The organism is Paenarthrobacter sp. TRD_SC_7 (assembly GCF_056156245.1).
Map to the genome: position 1 here is coordinate 3,786,999 of NZ_CM149587.1, position 18,184 is coordinate 3,805,182.

The following is an 18,184-nucleotide window of genomic DNA, read 5'->3' on the forward strand; positions in this document are numbered from 1 at the left end:
AGCACCAGAGCCTCAAGCGAACCGGACGTCCGTGTCGGGGTCCTTGCGGGTGTCCAACATGCTGATGATCTTGCTTTCAAGAGCGGCGACCGTGGCTTCTGGCAGGACGATCAGGCCATCGAGTTCCTTGCGGGCGCGCTTGTAAGCCGTTTGACGTTCGGCTGGGGTGGCTGCGGTGTCTTCAGCGATGCGAAGCAGCTTCCTTGCCGTGGCCAACCGCTGCCGCTCCGGGCCGCTGAAGTTGCCGTCCTTGATGCGCCTTGCTTCCCGTTCCGCAACGTCGAAAGCGAGTTCAAAGCTGTGGACAGCTGCACGGTACTCAGCCAACCGGGCCGGCGTCGAAATGTCTTCCGCTGCAGCGGGACGTAGCCCGTCAGCTTCCTTTTTGGCCCGTAGGAACGCGACCGTAAGGGGTTCGCGGACGTCCGTCATCAGCGGGAAATCAATGAGGTTACCGACGTCGAGCTCATACTCCAGCCACCGCTGGTTCACTGAATCATGTGCGGCCATCAACGAGGCAACTTCGGCCTGATTGGCTTCCTCATGGACCGCCAGTTGGTTCCGTAACTTCAGCAACTCAACCTTGCGCCGGTGCCGCTCCTCGCTGGCCTTCGACCACGACCTTGCCCAGCCACCAGCCATCCCGCCGATAGGGAAAATGAGCCACCAGTAACTGCCAAGGAAGTCGAAGAGGGGTTCCACTGCTCCATCCTCCCACCAGCTTTGACCGGGCCTCAACAGGACCCGGCAAGTCGGGCTACTTGGTGATGTTGAGGGGCTTCGTAGGGCGGACGCAGGATGCCCTCTCGAGTGGAGGCTCGCCCTTGCTTACCCGGTTGTTCTTGCCGCGGTGGATGGCCAGGGGTTCCTGATTCCCACGAATGACCACCGGATCGTTGCAGAAGCACCTAGGCGGGTCTGCCGCCGCGACGATAGGCGGCTGCCGCCGTCGTACCTTCCCGCTACGATTCCCGTATGGACCAGCGACTGCACTTCCTCACCTTCGCCACAAAGGACCTCGACGCCGCACGAGCCTTCTACAAGGACGGGCTCGGCTGGGATCCTGCCATGGATGTTCCCGGCGAGATCCTTTTCTTCCAGGTTGCGCCGGGACTGATGCTCGGCCTGTTTGACGCCGGCAAGTTCGATCAGGACCTCGGCGCCGCTGCTCCTACGCCAGGAGTCAGCGGCGTGACGCTCTCACACAACGTCGGCAGCCCGGCTGAGGTGTCCAGCACCATCGACTCCCTGGCGTCGGCCGGGGCAACTGTGGTGAAACCCGCCCAGTCCGGTGCGTTTGGCGGCATCTTCCACGGTCACGTCAAGGACCCGAATGGGATTGTTTGGGAAATCGCGCACAACCCCGGCTGGGGCATTAACGACGACGGCACGGTGGTTTTCGGATGAGTGCCACACCGCAGACTTTGGCTGAGGATGCCATCAAACTCGATGCCCGGACGCAGTTCGACGCCTTCCTCGACGAGCACCGCAGAGCCCTCAACGAGTGCCTAAATGGACTCACGGAGGAGCAGGCACGCCGATCCTTGGTGTCTTCCCGAACAACACTTCTGGGCTTGGTTAAGCACGTGACGTTCGTGGAGAAAGTCTGGTTCGACGAAGCCATCACCTCTCGGCCGCGGAGCGAGATTGGCATCCCGGCCACGCCTGACGAGTCGTTCATTCTGGACGACCAAGACACCATTGCCAGTATTCAGGCAGCGCATCGAGAGGCGTGCGAAGCCTCCAAACGGGCGGCCACTCCCCTTGGACTCGATGACCTGGTGCTGGGTAACCAACGCGGCCCGCTGCCACTCAGATGGGTTTACCTGCACATGCTCCGCGAGCTCGCACAGCACTGCGGTCATGCCGACATCCTGCGCGAACAGATCACCCGGTAACCGCACGCGCTAATAATGTCAGAGCTCCATGACAGGGTTTATGTATGGGAATCATCGGGCAGGTCGTGGCACGGCGGGCGGGTTCGCCACGCGCCGATGCCCTGCTGCGTCAGCGGTCCCTTGGCGTCCCTGTCCGGACGGCCACGTTAAGGGGTTCGACGGCGACCGACACTCTCGCGGGTAGCTCTCGAGGCGCTGGGCTGCTTCCCGGATTCGAGTCATTGAGCGGCTTACCGGAGTTCAGCACAAGTGACGGCGTGAACTCCATGGACGCTGAGGCTGGTTTGCCCGTAGTCTTGGCCGCCGACATCAAGCGCAGAGCAAGTCTGATCGAAGCCGGCCGGCCTTCACCCAGTGCTGTGGGCGAGCCGCTTGAGCAGGCGAGCGAAGCCTTGGGGTCGCTTCGTAAATCCGTAGCCGATGAGGCGCGGTTGTTTGGTTTTGTTGAGGCCGCTGATTTTGCGGGCAGGGTCGAGGAGATGTCCCGGTCGTTGGAGTACTTGCAGGTCGTCGCGGCGCAGGCGGTGGAACGGACCCGGAAAGAAGCACAGCAAGCAGGACCCGGGTTGTCTGGGGCCGCGCCGGGATGGCGGACGGGGTGGTCTGAACCGGAGCCAGAACCCAACCCGGCATCAGCTGCCGCTGGTGAAGCACGCTCCACTAAATCGGCACCTTCCGTGGATGAGGCCGGTTCCGTAGTCGGCGAGGGTTCGGTAGTCGGCGAGGGTTCTGGAGGACGGGCCGCCGCTTCAACAGTGAGCCCTTTGGATGACGGGTACCGGAATGCCGCTGAGTTCCTTCGGGCCCGGTTGCGGATCAGCATCGGTGAAGCCCGGCGAAGGCTTGCTCTCGCCGGGCAGGTGCTTCCGCAGGCTGGACTGGCCGGGCAACAGATCCCGGCCCGGCGCGAAATGCTGGCCGAAGCCCTCTCCTCAGCCCTGGTGCCTACCCGGTCGGCGACGATCATCAGCACCGCCCTGGACACTGTCCGGCAACTCACCGATGAAGACACCATCACCCGGATGGAACACGCCCTCACCACCACGGCCATTGAATCCGACCCGGACTTCGTCACCAAAATGGCCAAACGCTGGACCGACAGAATCGACCAGGACGGCCCCGAACCGTCCGAAGAAGTTCGCCGCCAACTCCAAGGCGCGTTCCTCCGCCGTCGACGCCGCCACGGACTCCACCACCTCGAAATCTTCGCCACCGCCGAACAATACGAAACCCTGGCCACGGCCATGAACACCGCCACCAACCCACGACTCACCGGCCACAACGACGAGCCCGGCACCGCACCCGCAGCCAATGCCGACGACGCCGCGGACACCGGCACCGGCACAGGATCGCAGCCCGGACCAAGCGGCCCGGACCTGGACCGGCGCAGCCGGGCACAGAAACTCCTCAACGGCCTCGTCGGCGCCTGCGCCGTCGCGATGAGCACCGGGAAACTGCCCTCCAACGGCGGCCTCCGACCCCAACTCACCGTCACCATCGACCACCGCGACCTCTTCAACCAACTCAACAACCACCAACGGCTCAGCACCGGGACAGCGACGTTCACCGGCCCCATCCACCCGAACACCATCCGCAAAATCGCCTGCGACGCCGACATCATCCCCGTCCTGCTCGGCAGCGAATCCCGCGTCCTGGACATCGGCCGCACCACCCGGATCTTCCCACCCCACATCCGCAAAGCCATCACCGCCCGCGACCAAGGCTGCGCCTTCCCCGACTGCACCATGCCCGCACCCTGGTGCGAAACCCACCACACCACCTACTGGTCCCACGGCGGCACCACATCAACCAACAACGGCACCCTGCTCTGCAGCCACCACCACCACCTCATCCACAAAGAAAACTGGCGCATCGACATGACAACCGGCGTCCCCTGGTTCATCCCCCCACCCCACATCGACCCCAACCAAACACCCCGACGCAACCACCACCACACACCCCACCGAACATAGAGGCCCTACAGAAAATCCATTGACATGTGACTAATTGGTCACCTATTCTGAGCCCATGGACGTAGTGTTCAAGGCCTTGGCAGACCCGACCCGCAGGGAACTGCTCGATGAGCTGTTCCGCGAGGACGGCCAGTCTTCCTCCGCCTTGGGAGCCCGGTTCGAAATGACCCGTTTCGGTATCGCCAAGCACCTCAAGTTGTTGGAGGATGCAGGCTTGGTGGTCACTCGCCGTCGGGGGCGCGAAAAGCTGCACTTCCTGAACCCGGTACCCATCCGCCTCATCCACGATCGCTGGGTGAGTAAATACGCAGAACCATGGGCCGCTGCCCTCAGCGACCTCAAATCCAGATTGGAAAGTCCCATGGAAAAGATCTTCGAGATTTACATCAAGACCACTCCGGAACGGCTATGGGAAGCCATCACCAACAGCGACATCCGTAGCAAATACCAGTTCGGGAACACCTTCACCTCGGACTGGACTCCGGGCAGCCGCTTCGAGATGCACAACGTCAAGGCGGATGCGCCGCTCGGCGAGGGCGAGAACATCGAGGTGGATCCCCCACGCCGGCTCGTCCAAACCATGCGCGCGCTCTGGGGCGAGGACGTAAAGGCCGAGGGAACGTCGCGGATCACGTGGGAAATCGAGCCCGTCGGCGATTCCTGCCATCTCACCGTCACGCACGATCAGCTCCGCGAAGGTGCGAACGACCAACTCTACGGCGGCTGGCCGATGATCCTCTCGGGCCTCAAGACGTGGCTGGAAACCGGCGAAACATTGACCACGCCAGGCTCACTCATGTACGCGTAGCGATGTAGGGAACGACAGCTTAAACGAGGACGACGACGGCGGGCCACTGCCGCCGTCGTCGTCGATACCTCAGTCTTCCGCCAGTCAGGCGACGGGTGACGCCAACTGTGCTTCAGTAAGCCAGGCCGCCTGCATGGTACCCAGCAGGTGCGGCGCGAAATTCTCGCCGATTTCCAGCACCACGCGGCATCGTGCACCGCGCTGTTCCGGGAACCCGGCGTACTGTCCGCGGAGATCACAGACCGTCTGGCCACGGCCGGGCCCGTCTGTGGTGTCCACCTGGACGCGAACGGTGGGAGCAAGAGTGAGTTCCACTCCCCTGACTGCAATGGCCGCCGCGAGGGGATCGTGCATCGCGGAGCATGCCCGCCCGAAGATATCCACGTAGAAGCCGAAGTAGTAGCCGAGCATCTCGCCGAGCGCCTGCGAGACCGGGTGCTCGGTGGCCAGCAGTTCCTGACGGTGGTTTTCTTCCAGGACGTTGGTCATGGTGACATCCAGGGGGACCAGCGTGACGTTCCAGTCGGCGGCCAGGACCTCGGCAGCGGCTTCGGGGTCGTTGGCGATGTTGGCCTCAGCCACGGGTGAGATGTTTCCCGGGGCCAGTGCCGCGCCGCCCATGATGGTGACCTCGGCGATCAGCTCAGGCAGTTTCGGTTCCAGGCGCAGGGCTTTGGCGATGTTGGTCAGCGGACCGATGGCCACAAGGCGAAGCTCCCCCGCATACTGGTGCGCCAACTGGACCAATAATTCGGCAGCTGTGGCCTTGACGGGCTCACGGTCAGACGGGACCAGATCTACGCCGCCAATACCGTTGTCTCCATGGACGTGCGGAGCGCCGCCGTGAAAAGTGCCAACCTGCGGATCGTGGGCGCCGATAGCCACGGGAATGTCCGGGTGGCCGGCCAAGTTCAGCAGGTCCAGGGTATTCCTGGCGCCTCCAGCCGCACTGACATTGCCACTCACGGTTCCAATGCCCACGAGGTTCGCCCGCGGGGATGCCAGAAGGTAGGCCAGGGCGAGGGCGTCGTCGATGCCGGTATCGCAGTCAAGGAAGAAGGGGGCGGGCTGAGTCATGGTCTCTCGTTTCAGGTGTAGCGGACTGCTTGTGGACTGAGGTGAAGCTGGGGTGGGTTGCACGCGCAGCCGCGTGCCGACGTCGTGCGTTAGATCTTTTCGCCCTTGGGGGCCGCGATGAAGAGGCTAACGATGAACGCGAGGGCGGTGATGGACACCGAGATCCAGAGGGCCGCAGAGTATCCGGCCGCAGTGCCCTGACCTGCGAACGGTGCAACAACCACGACGCCGAGGCTCGCGCCGATGCCGAAGGAGGCACCATTGATTCCCGGCAGCGCGGCCGGTGCTTCCTTTGGCGAGAGCAGCACGGACAGTCCGTTGATGGCGGTGAGGAAGAAGCCGTTGTAGAAGATACCCAGGGCGGCGATAGCGATGAGGACCGCAATCTGGTTGTGGGCAAACATGGCAGCGACGATTGCGCAGGCCAGGCTCGTGGCGGTGCCGACGCGGACTGTCTTGATCCAGCCGCGGCGGTCGGCGATCCAGCCGGCGAGCGGTGCGGCGAACACACCGATGAGTGCTGCGGGTGTGAGGAACAGCAGGGCTGCGAGCGATGCGGACAGTCCGAAGCCGTTCTCCTTGTCCTGGCTCAGCAACACCACGGTGAAGTTGATGATGGCGAAGATACCCGCGAGCGTCAGCACGGTGGTGGCGATGACGGGCCACACCTGTCGTGAACGGAGGTGGTGAACTGCCACCAAGGGAGTTTCGCGCTTCTTTTCGATGAGCCAGAAGGCCGTGAAGGACGCGATGCTGCCGGCCAGCAGGCCAAGGGCCGCAGGCGAGGTCCAGCCGGCCGAGGAACCTGTGGAAACGAAGTAGGTGATGAAGACCAGGAATACGGACAGGGAACCTGCACCCCACCAGTCCATCCGGCCCGGAGCCACGGCGGATTTACCGCCCGGGACCACTTTGATGACGCAGACGACGGCGACCGCGGCAAGGGCGAGCACTGCGACGAAGATCGACTGGAAGCCAAGTGTCTCAGCCATGAGTCCGCCGAAGTAGCCGTCCACGCCACCCACGCCGCCGTTGATGGCGGCGATGATGCCAATGGAGGTGCCGAAGAGGCGCGCCGGCAGGTACTCGTTCAGGACGATGTAGGAGAGCGCGAAGATGGCACTCGAGACACCCTGCATGAAACGGCCGGTGACCAGCAGCGGGAGGGTGGGAGCAAAAATGCACAGGACGGTTCCGGCGCCCATAATGGCCAGCACCAGGAGGAGTGCATTCCGGCGACCAATGAAGTCGCTCCATCGGCCGATCACGGGACCGGCGATGGCACCGGCAAGGAAGAACATTGACTGTACTTGGGCCACAGCTTCCGGGGTTTCGCCGAAGAAGGTGCCGATGTGCGGCAAGGCCGGGGTGATCATGCTGGCGTTGAGCTGGAACGCCAGCACTGCCAGGACCAGTGTGGTGATCAGCAGCGCAGCGGCCTTGCCGTGGAAGCGGCCTTCATCAGTGGGCGCAGCTGCTGTTGTCGTCTCAGAAGCTGCGGTCTGTGGGTCTACAGCCTGCGGGTCTACCGCGGTATTGGGGACGTTCACATCAAACTCCTTTGTCCGAGGGCGCGGGGCGGCGCCACAAGATGTGAGTTGTTATACAAGCATGTATTACGAGCTTGTGCAACCTATCACAGTCATCCGGTACAGTGTCCGTAACCCATCTCAAGTGAGGCACCCTTGACCGACAACGCCGTCCAGTTCCTGTCCCGACCCATCGCCACCCAACCAGGACAGCCTTTGCGCGTCGCGGCTTACTCCCGCATCGCCGAAGCGATCCGGACCAAAATCCTGCCGCCAGGTTCCCTGCTCCCCACGGAGACCGAGCTCGGCATCATGATGGACGTCAGCCGCACCGTGATCCGGGAAGCGCTGATGTTGCTCGAAGAAGGCGGCCTCACCCGGGCACGCCGCGGAGTGGGTCGTTTTGTGGCCGATTCGCTGCCCCGTATCGGCATCGAACACATCCGCCCGTTCGATCAGCTTCTTGGCGGTCTTGACCAGGACATCCAGGTCAAACGCGTAGCTGCGATCAAACAGCCGGCGTCGGAATTCGTGGCGCCAGGCATTGGCGTTCAACCCGACGAGGACGTGTGGTTCTGGGAGAGCGTGCTCATCCGGAACGGGGAGCCCGTAGCCCACCTGCAGGAAAACGTCGCCCAGGGAATCCCTGAAGCTGAGGCCCTCGCGGAAGCCGCCGAAGCTCCCACCCTTTCCGCTTCCACGCTGTTGGAGGTGCTGAGCGGGCTTCCCGGCGCCTCCCTTGGGCCCGGCGAATGCCAGATCAGCCTCAGCACCGCCGGTCCCAGCCGTGCAAAGTTGCTGGGGCTCCGCCCCTCAGATCCCGTGCTGGTCCTCACCCAATACGTGCGGCGGAACGGATCTCCGTTCTACCTCGCCAAATGCCTCGTGGCCGCAAAGGCCGGGCACCTCTCCGTTATCCAGTCTTCCTGACTTCTCCCGAAAAGGTTCTTCCATGAGCACTCCCGTTCAGCCTTCCGCGCCCATTTCGCCGTCCGCTCTCACCGTTGTGGGCAGCATCAACCTCGACATCACGGCGACAGCGAACCGCCTCCCCTCGCCGGGTGAAACCGTTGGCGGAGGCATTCTCCGCCAGCAGCCCGGCGGCAAGGGTGCCAATCAAGCTGTTGCTGCGGCCCGGCTTACGGGCAACTCCCGCATGGTGGGGGCGGTAGGCCTTGACGACGCCGGACGTACATTGCTCGACGCAATGGCGAGTTCCGGCGTCGACGTCCAGGACATTGCCCGAGTGGACGCCCCCACGGGAACCGCCCTGGTGCTGGTCGACAGCGAGGGTGAAAACCAGATTGTGGTCTGCCCAGGCGCCAACGCTGTAGTGGACTTGGACGGCGTCTCCTTCGGTGACGACGAGGCCGTCCTTTGCCAGCTCGAAGTGGACCAGGAAGTTGTCCTCGATGCCGCTCGCCGGGCCAAGGGATTCTTCGCGCTCAACGCTGCACCCGCAGCGCCGATCCTTCCCGAGCTCCTGGAACGCTGTGACCTGGTGATCGTGAACGAGACAGAGTATGAACTCATCCCAGCGCTGAAGAACGCTCCCCTGGTCGCCGTGACCTACGGTGGCGATGGCTCGGCAATCTTCGTCGACGGCGAAAGGGTGGCCGGAGCTCCTGCCGTGCGCGTCACTGACATCGCCAACACCATCGGAGCCGGGGATGCCTTCTGTGCAGCGCTGGTCCTGGCGCTCCAGGCCGGGCTTGAGTATGCGCACGCCCTCGCTGTAGCCAACGCCGTTGGTGCCGATGCTGTCAGGGACAGTTCCTCACAGCCTGCACTGAAGCCGCTGGAGCACTACATCGAGGCGTCGCGCGCTGCCGTTCAGTTTGCCTGAGACAGCAGACGACCCCTCCAGCCCGGAGCGTGCTACGATTGCTACGGAGGCTAACCATGACAACCATTCCGCACCGGGAACTGCGTAATCAGAGCAGTAAGATTCTGGAACGCGTCAAAAATGGGGAAGTCATCGACGTCACCAACAACGGCGAGGTGGCGGCAACCCTCATTCCACCGTCGGCTTCGCCCTTCGAGCGTCTGCTCCAGGCAGGAAGCGTCCGGCCGGCAAGCGAGACACCTGTGGACTTCACAATCTTGCCTCGCATCAGCAGCGACATGGCTACAGCCGATATCCTGGCCGATCTGCGCGGCGACAGGTGATCCTCTACGTTGACACTTCTGCGGTCATGAAGTTGGTGGTTAACGAACAGGAATCAGCCGCCGCTGCTGCCTACTTGGTGGAGATGGCAGCCTCAGGAGCGCATCTCGTGGCTTCCATGCTCCTCTACACGGAGCTTCACTGCGCGGCTCGTCGCAGGAATATGCCGTTCGATGTTGTCAACGCCGTTCTGGCCGGAATCAATCTGGTAGACGTAACCCGTTCAGATCTCATGTATGCAGCAGCACTCCCGAGACAGTTGCGGAGTGCAGATGCTATTCACTTGGCCACAGCCATTCGGCTCCAAACCGACAAGATGGTTGCTTACGACCACGAGCTCCTTCTCGCCGCTACAGAGTCAGGACTCATCACGGCATCGCCCGGGCGTAGTAACGTCTAGCCCACAATGCGGAAGTCGTCGAACTCCCCTGTTGCGTCGGAGACCTCGAAGTCAACGTTCTCCACGCGGCCAGGTGCCCGCGTGGAATGGAGCCACTTCACAATGTGGTCAACGTCGGCCGGAGATCCCTCGGCGACCAACTGCACGGAACCGTCCTGATCGTTACGGACCGTTCCTGTCAGCAGGAGCTCGTCAGCTTTTCGGGCAGTCCAGTAGCGGAACCCAACCCCTTGGACCATTCCGGTGATACGGGCTGTGAGGCGAAGGGTTTCGTCAGTCATGGAACCACCTTAACGAGACCTGCCCTTGTTCGTCCCACTCACCGTACAACGGGACGTGGGTCGAACAAGGGCAGCATCCAGTGGCAAAACTAGCCGACCACGATATCCCGGGTCGCGTGGCTGTACGTGATGGTGACGGGGCCGCCGTCGTGGTTCAACTCATGGTTCGCACCATCACGGGCGCCGAACGCACCGTAGTTCTCGTCCCACGAGCGGTTCAGCGCGATCTTGTAGGTGTAAAAGCCGGCGGGCAATTCAGCCGTCAGCGTCCACACCTGGACCAGCGGGTTGAACTCCATCTGGGCTTCGTCGTACTGCGGTGCCCAATCCTCGGGTGCTCCAAGGATCTTGTTGAAGTCACCGGCAATCGCGACGGCGTCCGGCTGCGGCACAGTCTCGACGGCGGAGGTTGCCTCGGCTTTCGCCGGCGCCTTGCGGGTGGACTTCTTCGCGGCAGGTGCTGCCTTAGCTGCAGCAGCCCTGGTGGCTGTGGCCTTCGGCGCCGAGACCTTGGCCGCGGCAACCTTCGGCTCAGCCACATCAGAAGCCGCGGCCTTGGGCGCAGTGACCTTCTTCGTGGCGGCCCGCTTCGACGCCGCTGCCTTCTTGGCCTGGGGCTTCACCGGCGGGGCCGTCGGAACGGCGACGTCGGCAGGTACCGGAGTTCCGGCGTCGAGGGCTCCGGCAAAAGCGGCGACGTCAGGGAAGGCCACCGTCGCGCGCAAGCCGTCCTCTGGGATGGTCCAGCCCGAGCGGCCCTTGACCAGCCAGCCGGCTTTGACCAGCTTGGCCGATGCCGACGTCAGGGTCTTGTGTCCGCGAGGGATGCCGCCACTGAGAAGTTCAGCCTCGTGGTCATTGAAAGGTACTCGGACGATCGCTTCGGCCAGCACCTCGCCGGCGTTCAGCGTTGCCCCGGACCATACGCTCTCGGCGAGGATGTCCAGTACGGCCTTCAGACGAAGGTTGGTGTTCTCGGCGGTGTTCGCGCCCATGCTTCTCCTTCAACGGTGGATAGTCCATTGCAGTTTGCCAATGAATTGTTAATTCCCGCGACTGCAGAAGGTAAACACCGTGTGTCGTGACCGAGTGTGACATCACAGGCGGCGCAAGTGATCCACTGGTCTCGGCTGGCATGCTTCTAAGCGGGTGTCACGGATGCCTTGACCCACTCCGTGACCTCGTCCAACAGCACCGCTTTGCGGGCGTCACTGGCAAAGGAGGACCGGATGGAGTTGGCAGCCAAGGTGGCCTGCTCCGGAACCGAGAACTCCAGGACCTTGACCAGTTGCTCGAAGTTGTCGTCCACGTAACCGCCGAAGTAAGCGGGGTCGTCCGAATTCACGCAAACGTTCAGCCCAATCGCCAACATCTCGGGCAAAGGATGGTCAGCCAGCTTGTCCACGGCGCGGAGCCGGACGTTGGAGAGCGGACAGACCGTCAGGGGAACCTGCTCAGCGACGAGCCGCTGAACTACGTCCGTGTCTTCCATGCAGCGGATACCGTGATCGATCCGCTCCACATGAAGCACATCCAGTGCCTCGGTGATGTAGGAGGCCGGTCCTTCCTCGCCCGCGTGCGCGATCCTCCGCAATCCGGCCTCGCTGGCGCGCTGGTACAGGCGCTCAAATTTCGACGGCGGATTGCCCACCTCTGCGGAGTCGAGGCCGATGCCGGCGATCGGTGCGTGCATTGCCAAGAGCTGATTCAGCACCTCAAGTGCCGACTCCTCGGACATGTCACGCAGGAACGCAGCGATGAGGAGAGTGGAGACGCCGAAGTCTTCTTCTGATGCAGCCAGGGCGTTGGCCACACCATTGACGCAGGTTTCCAGTGCCACACCCCGGGAAGTGTGCGCCTGGGGATCCATCATGATTTCCGCGTGGCGCACTCCCCCGGCCGCTGCCCGCTCCAGGTAAGCACGCGTCATGTCAGTGAAATCCTGCTCGGTCTGCAGGACGGCCATGTTGGCGTAGTAGAGGTCCAGGAAAGACTGCAGGTCACTGAACTCGTACTTTTCGCGGAGTTCCTCGATGTCTTCATACGGCAGTTCGATGCCGTTTCGTTCGGCCAGCGCAAAGATCAGCTCTGGCTGGAGAGTCCCTTCGATGTGCAGGTGCAGTTCGGCAACCGGAGGCGCCGTGGTCGTAGTTTTCTCGCCAAAAGTTTCCACCCGACAACTCTAGGCCCCAACACCGGCACGTGTCCCGGAGCACTCAACTTGGTTCTCACGCCCTGCACCCTCAAACTGAAAGGATGCAGACTTTCCTCCCCTTCGCCGATTTCCGTGAGAGTGCCGCGGCGCTCGACACTTCAAGGCTCGGCAAACAGCGCGTCGAAGCCCTCCAGGTTCTCCGCGCGTTGGTGATCCCGGAGTACGGTTGGCAGTCCCACCCCGCCGTGCGCATGTGGATGGGCCACGTTCCCGCGCTCACCATGTACGGCCTGGCGATGGCCGACGAGTGGATTGCGCGCGGCCACCCGGACAACACGCGCACCAACATCACGGAGTTCGCACCGCAGGCGGCACACCCGGATTACGCCTCCAGGATCGTCATGCCGCCGTGGCTCGGACACGAGGACCTGCACCTCAGCCACCGCTCCAAGTTGGTCGCCAAGGATCCCAAGCACTACTCCCAGATCTTCCCCGGCACTGAGGAAAAGCTGGAGTATGTGTGGCCGGAACCCAAGCACGAGTTCCACCCGGAGGACCCGGAAGAGGATCGCCTGCTGATCCTGCGCGCCAACGTGGAGGACCTCCGTCCGGAGCAGCTCACCACCGTCGCCATGCCGCCGCACGGCAAGGCCCGTGCAGCTGCCCCGGCAGACCCCGACGAGTACCAGTTCGTGTACGCCGAGGAGAAGTCCCGCCGTCAGGTTAAGGGCCCGAAGAAGCGGCCCGTCAAGCAGCAAGAGAAGAAGCCCACGCGCAAGCGTCAGGCCCAGGAACAGGCGTTCAACACCCTGCCCGGCAAGACCGAACTTGCCGTTCCCTTCGACGGTGGCCAAACCTTCGCTGTTGGCCTCATCCAAGGCCGACCCATCACCGTTGACGGCCGGTTCGCCCGCAACTTCGAGGTCACCAACGTGATCAAGCGCACCGATTTCGACTACCCCGCACTGCTTCAGGATCCCCGGGTCTTCTTCCCGGTCCCGGCCCCGGCGCTGTAGCGGCACCTTTCACCAACGCACGACGGCGGCACCCGGGTTCTGTTTCTACGGAACCCGGGTGCCGCCGTCGCTGTTTGCTGCGTGCGGCGCTTGCACTGTGAGACGGTGGAGGCACGCACCCGCCGAGGAGGGCCATGGATTTCCAGCACGTCATCGAAGAAGTCGGCCGGTACATGGACTTCGCCGGAGTGGCAGTCATGGTAATCGGAGCCTTGGTTTCAGTTCCCCTGGCCTTGCGCGGATACCAGCCCAAGCGGGCCCGCGGTCTCGCCCCTTTCTCCCCTTACCGCTCGTACCGGCAGCTGCTGGGCAGGTCCATTCTTTTGGGGCTCGAACTCCTGGTGGCCGCCGACATCATCCGGACCGTCGCCGTGACCCCTACCTTTGAGAGCGTCGGCGTCCTGGCCATCATCGTGCTGATCCGTACCTTCCTCAGTTTCTCCCTCGAACTCGAAATTACGGGCCGCTGGCCGTGGCAGAAAGAAAAGGACGCATGACGCAGCCGTGGACCCCGGACATTCTTGGCGAAGGCTTCGAGCAACAAACGTTAAAGCTCGACGGCGGTGCTGTCGCCACTTTGGTGCGGTACCTCGGCACCGACCCGGAGTGGCTGGAGGTAATGGACGGTGTTCCGGACATCGCTGGAATCGACGCCGACGTGCTGTACGTCCACGGCTGGTCCGACTACTTCTTCCAACGCCACGTGGCTGAGTTCTGGCACCGGGCAGGCGCTCGCTTCTACGCCTTGGATCTGCATAATTACGGCCGCAGCCTGAGCCCTGGACTGGTGCCGGGATTTGTCACCAACCTCGGCGACTATGACGCCGACATCGCAGCAGCTTTGTCAGCCATGGGCCGTTCAGGTGTTCCTGGCAGGGACCGGCCGCTCATCCTGTTGGGACACTCCACCGGTGGGCTCACCCTTAGCCTGTGGGCCGCCCGCCATCCCGGTATCGCATCGGCCCTGATCCTCAACAGCCCTTGGCTGGAATTTCAGGCAACCGAACTCGGCAGGCGCGCGATCGCGCCCCTCGTGGGGCTTCACGCCCGGCTTCATCCCTTGACGCCGCTGCCGCCAGTAGATCCTGGCATCTACACTCGGGCCGTATCAGCCACTCTGGACGGCGAATGGGACTACAACCTCGAGTGGCGGCCTGACCGCGGATTCCCTATCACTCCGGCCTTCCTCGACGCCGTGTTTCGTGGCCAAGCCACCGTCGCAGCCGGTTTGGGCATCGAGGTTCCGGTACTCGTGTTGCTCTCGGACAAGAGTTACCTTCAGCCAAAGTGGTCGGCCAACGCTCTCACCGCTGACGTGGCACTCAATGTCGACGCCGTGGCCCACCGCTCGTTGTCCGTGGCGGACACTGTCACGGTGAGCCGGTTGCCGAATGCGTTCCACGACATCTTCCTCTCGCCGGAACCGGTCAGGCGCGAGGCGTTCGAACGCATCGGTCGTTGGCTGCCGATGGCTTTGCAACCATCGAACGCAGAGGTGTGGGAGGCCAGGACCGCGGGTTTGTAGGGACCAGCGGACGCGATCCTGGCTTGGAGCTACTTCCCGAGCCCGGCCCTTCGCAGGGCTTCAGCCATGGCTGTGTTGGCAGGAGCGGCCGGAGCCTGCTGGGGTTTGCCTTGGCGGTGATTGCCTTGCTGTGGCCGGCCCTGACGCTGACCAGGCTGACCCGAACGCTGACCGGGCTGGCCGGAACGCTGACCACCAGCTCGTTCGCCAGCACCCTGACCGCCTGAAACACGTCCACCTGAGGTGCGCCCACCAGCGGTGCCGGGTTCGTCGTCGAGCCTCAATGTCAGCGAGATGCGCTTGCGCTCGGGGTCCGCTTCCAGGACCTTGACCCGCACCACCTGCCCGGACTTCACGATCTCCCGCGGATCCGAGACGAACTTGTTGGACAGCGCGGAGACGTGAACCAGACCATCCTGGTGCACTCCGACGTCAACGAATGCGCCAAACGCAGCAACATTGGTGACAGTGCCCTCCAGGATCATCCCGGGCTTGAGGTCTGAGATCTTCTCGATGCCTTCAGAGAAAGATGCCGCCTTGAACGCGGGACGGGGGTCGCGGCCGGGTTTCTCCAGCTCGGACATGATGTCCTTGACCGTGGGCAGGCCGAACGTGCCATCGACGAATGCCTGCGGATCCAACGCCGTGGCGGGACCGCCACCGGCCGCTACGAGGATCTTCCGAGCCACGGAATATGCTTCCGGGTGCACGCTGGAGGCATCCAATGGCTCGGCACCGCCGGTAATCCGGAGGAAGCCGGCGCACTGTTCGAAAGCTTTGGCGCCTAGCCGGGGCACCTTCTTCAGGTCGCTGCGCTTGGCGAACGGGCCATTCTCGTTCCGGTAGGCCACGATGTTCTCGCTGAGCAGCGGCCCGACGCCGGCTACGCGGCTCAGCAGCGCCGGAGACGCTGTGTTCACGTCCACGCCCACGGCGTTCACGCAGTCCTCCACCACGGCATCCAGTGAGCGGTCGAGCTTCGCGGCAGTGACGTCGTGCTGGTACTGCCCCACGCCGATGGATTTGGGTTCAATCTTGACCAATTCGGCCAAGGGGTCCTGAAGCCGCCGGGCAATGGAGACGGCCCCGCGCAGGGAGACGTCCATGCCCGGGAGTTCGGAAGCTGCGAGAGCAGATGCTGAGTACACCGAAGCCCCGGCCTCGGACACCACCAGCTTTTGGATTCCCTTGGAGCCGGAAGCTTCGAGGGACTTGATGAGTTCGGTGGCCAGCTTGTCCGTTTCGCGGGAAGCCGTTCCGTTGCCGATCGCCACCAGCTCCACGTTGTACTGCTTGGCGAGCCGTTCGAGCGTGGCCAAGGCTTCGTCCCACTTTTTCGCGGGGGCGTGCGGGTAGATGGTTTCCGTGGCGACAACCTTGCCGGTGCCGTCCACGACTGCAACTTTCACTCCGGTCCGAAGTCCGGGATCGAGGCCCAGCGTGGCGCGGTTGCCGGCAGGAGCGGCAAGGAGAACATCGCGCAGGTTGGCAGCAAAGACGCGCACAGCTTCATCCTCGGCGTCGGCGAACATGCGGCCGCGAAGGTCGGTAGTCAGCCGGTCCAAGATGCGTCCGCGCCAAGCGAGCTGCGCTGTCTGCGTCAGCCAGGTATCGGCGGGCCGCCCCTGGTTGGCGACCCCAAGGCACTTGGCCACAGCGTTCTCGTACTTGCCGCGGGCGGCGGCCAGGGCGTCGTCGTCGGTTGGGTCTGCTTCGGCGAGATCCAGCTCAAGGACGCCGTCTTTCTCACCGCGCAGCAGTGCGAGTACGCGGTGCGACGGCATGCCGGAGGGCACCTGTGTGAACTCGAAGTAGTCCTTGAATTTCTGGCCTTCGGCCTCCATGCCCTTCTTGACGCGGGATACCATGCGGCCCTGCTTCCACAGGCGTTCGCGGAGGTCCTCAGCCAAGTCCGCGTCCTGCCCGACGCGCTCCACCAGGATTGCGCGCGCACCTGCGAGCGCCGTGGCGGCGTCGTCGATGGAGTGTTCGGCGTTCAAGTACTTGGCGGCTTCGGTGGCGGGGTCCAGTTGCGGGTTGGCCAGCAGGACATCGGCCAACGGCTCCAGCCCTGCTTCACGGGCGATCTGGGCCTTGGTGCGGCGCTTGGATTTGAAGGGGAGGTAAATGTCCTCCAGGCGCGCCTTGGTATCTGCCCCGACGACGGCGGCTTCCAGTTCCGGGGTCAGCTTGCCTTGGGCGGCGATCGCTTCCAGGACGGACTTGCGTCGTTCTTCCAGCTCACGCAGATATCTGAGGCGTTCCTCGAGGTCGCGCAGCTGGGTGTCATCGAGCGTCCCGGTGACTTCCTTGCGGTAGCGGGCGATAAAGGGGACGGTGGATCCGGCGTCGAGCAGTTCTACCGCGGCCTTGACCTGCCAGGTCTTGACGCCGAGTTCTTCGGCGATCAGGGCATGGATGGCGGAGTCAGCTGACGGGTGTTGGAAATTTGAAGTCACCATGACAGTTTGCCTCACCGGGCCGACAGTTTCCGAGGCAGGTAGCGGGAAGGCCTATCCGGGGGGCCGTGTTAGTGCTGTAGTTGGACCATGCAGGAACTGCTCATCATTTTTCAGGACGGGTTCGCTTCCGATGACGTGACGGTGACCGTCAACGGGAAGGAAGCTGTGTCTGAGAGGGATGTATCCACCAAGACGCTGTTGGGGATGGCCGATGAACTAACAGTGGAACTGCCGGCGAAGGGCGCCACCGTGGGCGTTGAAGTCAGCAGTCGAAAACTCAGCGCCACGAAGAAGCTCGCGGGGAAACCCAAGAGCCTGCTCGTCTCGATTGAAGACGATGAACTCGTGCTGCGTGAAGGAACGGGCCGCGAGGCCTTCCTCTAGAGGAGTGCCTCGCGGCGGCTGGCTTGGGTTATCAGTGAGGCCACTCAGTGCGACATGCGCTCCTTGGCGGAAATATGCTCCACCATTTCACCCAGGCGCTGTTCTGCATAGTGGTTCCGGGCAATATCGCCCTGGCTGATAATGCCTACCAACTTGTGATCGCTGATGACGGGCAGGCGGCGCACTTGATGTTCCTCCATCATGGTGACGGCCTCGTCAACGTTGGCATCGGCGTCCACCCAGTACGGCTTGCCGGTGGCGAGTTCGCTGGCGCGGACTTCCCGGGCGTCCTTACCTTCTGCCAAACACTTGACCACGATGTCGCGGTCGGTGATGAAACCAGTGAGCTTGCCGTCGTGGCCGCAGATGGGAAGTGAACCGCAGTCCATATCCCTCATCAGCCTGGCGGCTTCCTGAAGAGTCTTGTCTTCTTCGATGCACTGGGCGTTGGTTGTCATGAATTCACGTACGGCACTCATGGGTCCTCCTTCATCGATTAGGGTTATCGA

20 protein-coding genes are annotated in these 18,184 nt (G+C 63.1%); 12 read left to right on the forward strand and 8 right to left on the reverse strand.

Annotated features, from left to right (window positions below; genetic code table 11):
- Positions 1 to 12 precede the first annotated feature (12 nt).
- Positions 13 to 702, reverse strand: a complete 690-nt coding sequence (locus tag AC0J5Z_RS18020; protein ID WP_475035026.1) for a hypothetical protein — start codon at positions 700 to 702, stop codon at positions 13 to 15.
- Positions 703 to 975: 273 nt separating this feature from the next.
- On the opposite strand from AC0J5Z_RS18020, the gene AC0J5Z_RS18025 reads away from it, so the two are divergent.
- Genes AC0J5Z_RS18025 through AC0J5Z_RS18040 form a run of 4 tightly spaced genes read left to right on the forward strand, consistent with a single transcriptional unit; the run spans position 976 to position 4,679 of the window.
- Positions 976 to 1,407 (forward strand): VOC family protein, encoded by a 432-nt coding sequence (locus AC0J5Z_RS18025; RefSeq protein WP_475035028.1) that lies wholly within the window; start codon positions 976 to 978, stop codon positions 1,405 to 1,407.
- The gene (locus AC0J5Z_RS18030; protein WP_475035030.1) at positions 1,404 to 1,898 is read left to right on the forward strand and encodes a DinB family protein; all 495 of its coding nucleotides are present in this window, start codon (positions 1,404 to 1,406) and stop codon (positions 1,896 to 1,898) included. The genes AC0J5Z_RS18025 and AC0J5Z_RS18030 overlap by 4 nt, the downstream gene beginning before the upstream one ends.
- Positions 1,899 to 1,942: 44 nt before the next feature.
- On the forward strand, positions 1,943 to 3,871 hold the full coding sequence (locus AC0J5Z_RS18035; RefSeq protein WP_475035032.1) for an HNH endonuclease signature motif containing protein: 1,929 nt from the start codon (positions 1,943 to 1,945) through the stop codon (positions 3,869 to 3,871).
- A 55-nt stretch (positions 3,872 to 3,926) separates the two neighbouring features.
- Complete coding sequence (locus AC0J5Z_RS18040; RefSeq protein ID WP_475035034.1) at positions 3,927 to 4,679, forward strand: ArsR/SmtB family transcription factor; 753 nt, start codon at positions 3,927 to 3,929, stop codon at positions 4,677 to 4,679.
- 84 nt (positions 4,680 to 4,763) lie between these two features.
- Here AC0J5Z_RS18040 and AC0J5Z_RS18045 read toward each other — a convergent pair whose 3' ends face one another.
- Positions 4,764 to 5,756 carry a nucleoside hydrolase gene (locus AC0J5Z_RS18045; RefSeq protein ID WP_475035036.1) on the reverse strand — a complete coding sequence of 331 codons (993 nt, stop codon included), beginning with the start codon at positions 5,754 to 5,756 and terminating at the stop codon, positions 4,764 to 4,766.
- An 89-nt stretch (positions 5,757 to 5,845) separates the two neighbouring features.
- Positions 5,846 to 7,306 carry an MFS transporter gene (locus tag AC0J5Z_RS18050; RefSeq protein WP_475035039.1) on the reverse strand — a complete coding sequence of 487 codons (1,461 nt, stop codon included), beginning with the start codon at positions 7,304 to 7,306 and terminating at the stop codon, positions 5,846 to 5,848.
- Positions 7,307 to 7,441: 135 nt separating this feature from the next.
- On the opposite strand from AC0J5Z_RS18050, the gene AC0J5Z_RS18055 reads away from it, so the two are divergent.
- From AC0J5Z_RS18055 to AC0J5Z_RS18070, 4 genes are read left to right on the forward strand one after another with little or no spacing between them, the layout of a single operon-like run.
- Entirely contained in the window at positions 7,442 to 8,215 is a 774-nt protein-coding gene (locus AC0J5Z_RS18055; protein ID WP_475035041.1) for a GntR family transcriptional regulator, read from the forward strand.
- 22 nt (positions 8,216 to 8,237) lie between these two features.
- A complete protein-coding gene (locus AC0J5Z_RS18060; RefSeq protein WP_475035043.1) occupies positions 8,238 to 9,131 on the forward strand; it encodes a ribokinase in 894 nt (297 codons plus the stop codon).
- Positions 9,132 to 9,187: 56 nt separating this feature from the next.
- A complete protein-coding gene (locus AC0J5Z_RS18065; RefSeq protein WP_475035044.1) occupies positions 9,188 to 9,454 on the forward strand; it encodes a type II toxin-antitoxin system Phd/YefM family antitoxin in 267 nt (88 codons plus the stop codon).
- Positions 9,451 to 9,852 (forward strand): type II toxin-antitoxin system VapC family toxin, encoded by a 402-nt coding sequence (locus AC0J5Z_RS18070; protein WP_475035046.1) that lies wholly within the window; start codon positions 9,451 to 9,453, stop codon positions 9,850 to 9,852. Before AC0J5Z_RS18065 ends, AC0J5Z_RS18070 begins: the two co-directional genes overlap by 4 nt.
- On the opposite strand, the gene AC0J5Z_RS18075 is transcribed toward AC0J5Z_RS18070, so the two are convergent.
- From AC0J5Z_RS18075 to AC0J5Z_RS18085, 3 genes are all read right to left on the reverse strand, one after another.
- Positions 9,849 to 10,133 carry an acylphosphatase gene (locus tag AC0J5Z_RS18075; RefSeq protein ID WP_475035048.1) on the reverse strand — a complete coding sequence of 95 codons (285 nt, stop codon included), beginning with the start codon at positions 10,131 to 10,133 and terminating at the stop codon, positions 9,849 to 9,851. The two genes, AC0J5Z_RS18070 and AC0J5Z_RS18075, sit on opposite strands and share 4 nt — an antisense overlap.
- A gap of 89 nt (positions 10,134 to 10,222) precedes the next feature.
- Positions 10,223 to 11,128 (reverse strand): pullulanase X25 domain-containing protein, encoded by a 906-nt coding sequence (locus tag AC0J5Z_RS18080; protein ID WP_475035051.1) that lies wholly within the window; start codon positions 11,126 to 11,128, stop codon positions 10,223 to 10,225.
- Positions 11,129 to 11,274: 146 nt separating this feature from the next.
- Positions 11,275 to 12,306 (reverse strand): adenosine deaminase, encoded by a 1,032-nt coding sequence (locus tag AC0J5Z_RS18085; RefSeq protein WP_475035056.1) that lies wholly within the window; start codon positions 12,304 to 12,306, stop codon positions 11,275 to 11,277.
- Between the two features lie 83 nt (positions 12,307 to 12,389).
- Here AC0J5Z_RS18085 and AC0J5Z_RS18090 point away from each other — a divergent pair, with 83 nt between their 5' ends.
- The 3 genes from AC0J5Z_RS18090 (at position 12,390) to AC0J5Z_RS18100 (ending at position 14,829) form a co-directional block, all read left to right on the forward strand.
- On the forward strand, positions 12,390 to 13,304 hold the full coding sequence (locus AC0J5Z_RS18090; RefSeq protein WP_475035059.1) for an MSMEG_6728 family protein: 915 nt from the start codon (positions 12,390 to 12,392) through the stop codon (positions 13,302 to 13,304).
- 134 nt (positions 13,305 to 13,438) lie between these two features.
- Entirely contained in the window at positions 13,439 to 13,801 is a 363-nt protein-coding gene (locus tag AC0J5Z_RS18095; protein WP_475035061.1) for a DUF1622 domain-containing protein, read from the forward strand.
- Positions 13,798 to 14,829, forward strand: a complete 1,032-nt coding sequence (locus AC0J5Z_RS18100) for an alpha/beta hydrolase (protein WP_475035064.1) — start codon at positions 13,798 to 13,800, stop codon at positions 14,827 to 14,829. The genes AC0J5Z_RS18095 and AC0J5Z_RS18100 overlap by 4 nt, the downstream gene beginning before the upstream one ends.
- Before the next feature lie 29 nt (positions 14,830 to 14,858).
- Here AC0J5Z_RS18100 and AC0J5Z_RS18105 read toward each other — a convergent pair whose 3' ends face one another.
- Entirely contained in the window at positions 14,859 to 17,291 is a 2,433-nt protein-coding gene (locus AC0J5Z_RS18105; RefSeq protein ID WP_475035066.1) for a Tex family protein, read from the reverse strand.
- Positions 17,292 to 17,378: 87 nt separating this feature from the next.
- Between AC0J5Z_RS18105 and AC0J5Z_RS18110 the strand changes: the two genes are divergently transcribed.
- Positions 17,379 to 17,675 carry a hypothetical protein gene (locus tag AC0J5Z_RS18110; RefSeq protein ID WP_475035070.1) on the forward strand — a complete coding sequence of 99 codons (297 nt, stop codon included), beginning with the start codon at positions 17,379 to 17,381 and terminating at the stop codon, positions 17,673 to 17,675.
- A 44-nt stretch (positions 17,676 to 17,719) separates the two neighbouring features.
- On the opposite strand, the gene AC0J5Z_RS18115 is transcribed toward AC0J5Z_RS18110, so the two are convergent.
- On the reverse strand, positions 17,720 to 18,154 hold the full coding sequence (locus AC0J5Z_RS18115) for a CBS domain-containing protein (protein WP_011773846.1): 435 nt from the start codon (positions 18,152 to 18,154) through the stop codon (positions 17,720 to 17,722).
- Positions 18,155 to 18,184: the final 30 nt, after the last annotated feature.

Bases quoted from the DNA above. Each gene is read 5' to 3' on its own strand.
- AC0J5Z_RS18065 (WP_475035044.1), top strand. From the start codon at position 9,188: ATGACAACCATTCCGCACCGGGAACTGCGTAATCAGAGCAGTAAGATT.
- AC0J5Z_RS18115 (WP_011773846.1), bottom strand. From the start codon at position 18,154: ATGAGTGCCGTACGTGAATTCATGACAACCAACGCCCAGTGCATCGAA.
- AC0J5Z_RS18095 (WP_475035061.1), top strand. From the start codon at position 13,439: ATGGATTTCCAGCACGTCATCGAAGAAGTCGGCCGGTACATGGACTTC.
- AC0J5Z_RS18110 (WP_475035070.1), top strand. From the start codon at position 17,379: ATGCAGGAACTGCTCATCATTTTTCAGGACGGGTTCGCTTCCGATGAC.
- AC0J5Z_RS18100 (WP_475035064.1), top strand. From the start codon at position 13,798: ATGACGCAGCCGTGGACCCCGGACATTCTTGGCGAAGGCTTCGAGCAA.
- AC0J5Z_RS18080 (WP_475035051.1), bottom strand. From the start codon at position 11,128: ATGGGCGCGAACACCGCCGAGAACACCAACCTTCGTCTGAAGGCCGTA.
- AC0J5Z_RS18040 (WP_475035034.1), top strand. From the start codon at position 3,927: ATGGACGTAGTGTTCAAGGCCTTGGCAGACCCGACCCGCAGGGAACTG.
- AC0J5Z_RS18090 (WP_475035059.1), top strand. From the start codon at position 12,390: ATGCAGACTTTCCTCCCCTTCGCCGATTTCCGTGAGAGTGCCGCGGCG.
- AC0J5Z_RS18105 (WP_475035066.1), bottom strand. From the start codon at position 17,291: ATGGTGACTTCAAATTTCCAACACCCGTCAGCTGACTCCGCCATCCAT.
- AC0J5Z_RS18060 (WP_475035043.1), top strand. From the start codon at position 8,238: ATGAGCACTCCCGTTCAGCCTTCCGCGCCCATTTCGCCGTCCGCTCTC.
- AC0J5Z_RS18075 (WP_475035048.1), bottom strand. From the start codon at position 10,133: ATGACTGACGAAACCCTTCGCCTCACAGCCCGTATCACCGGAATGGTC.
- AC0J5Z_RS18045 (WP_475035036.1), bottom strand. From the start codon at position 5,756: ATGACTCAGCCCGCCCCCTTCTTCCTTGACTGCGATACCGGCATCGAC.
- AC0J5Z_RS18035 (WP_475035032.1), top strand. From the start codon at position 1,943: ATGGGAATCATCGGGCAGGTCGTGGCACGGCGGGCGGGTTCGCCACGC.
- AC0J5Z_RS18030 (WP_475035030.1), top strand. From the start codon at position 1,404: ATGAGTGCCACACCGCAGACTTTGGCTGAGGATGCCATCAAACTCGAT.
- AC0J5Z_RS18025 (WP_475035028.1), top strand. From the start codon at position 976: ATGGACCAGCGACTGCACTTCCTCACCTTCGCCACAAAGGACCTCGAC.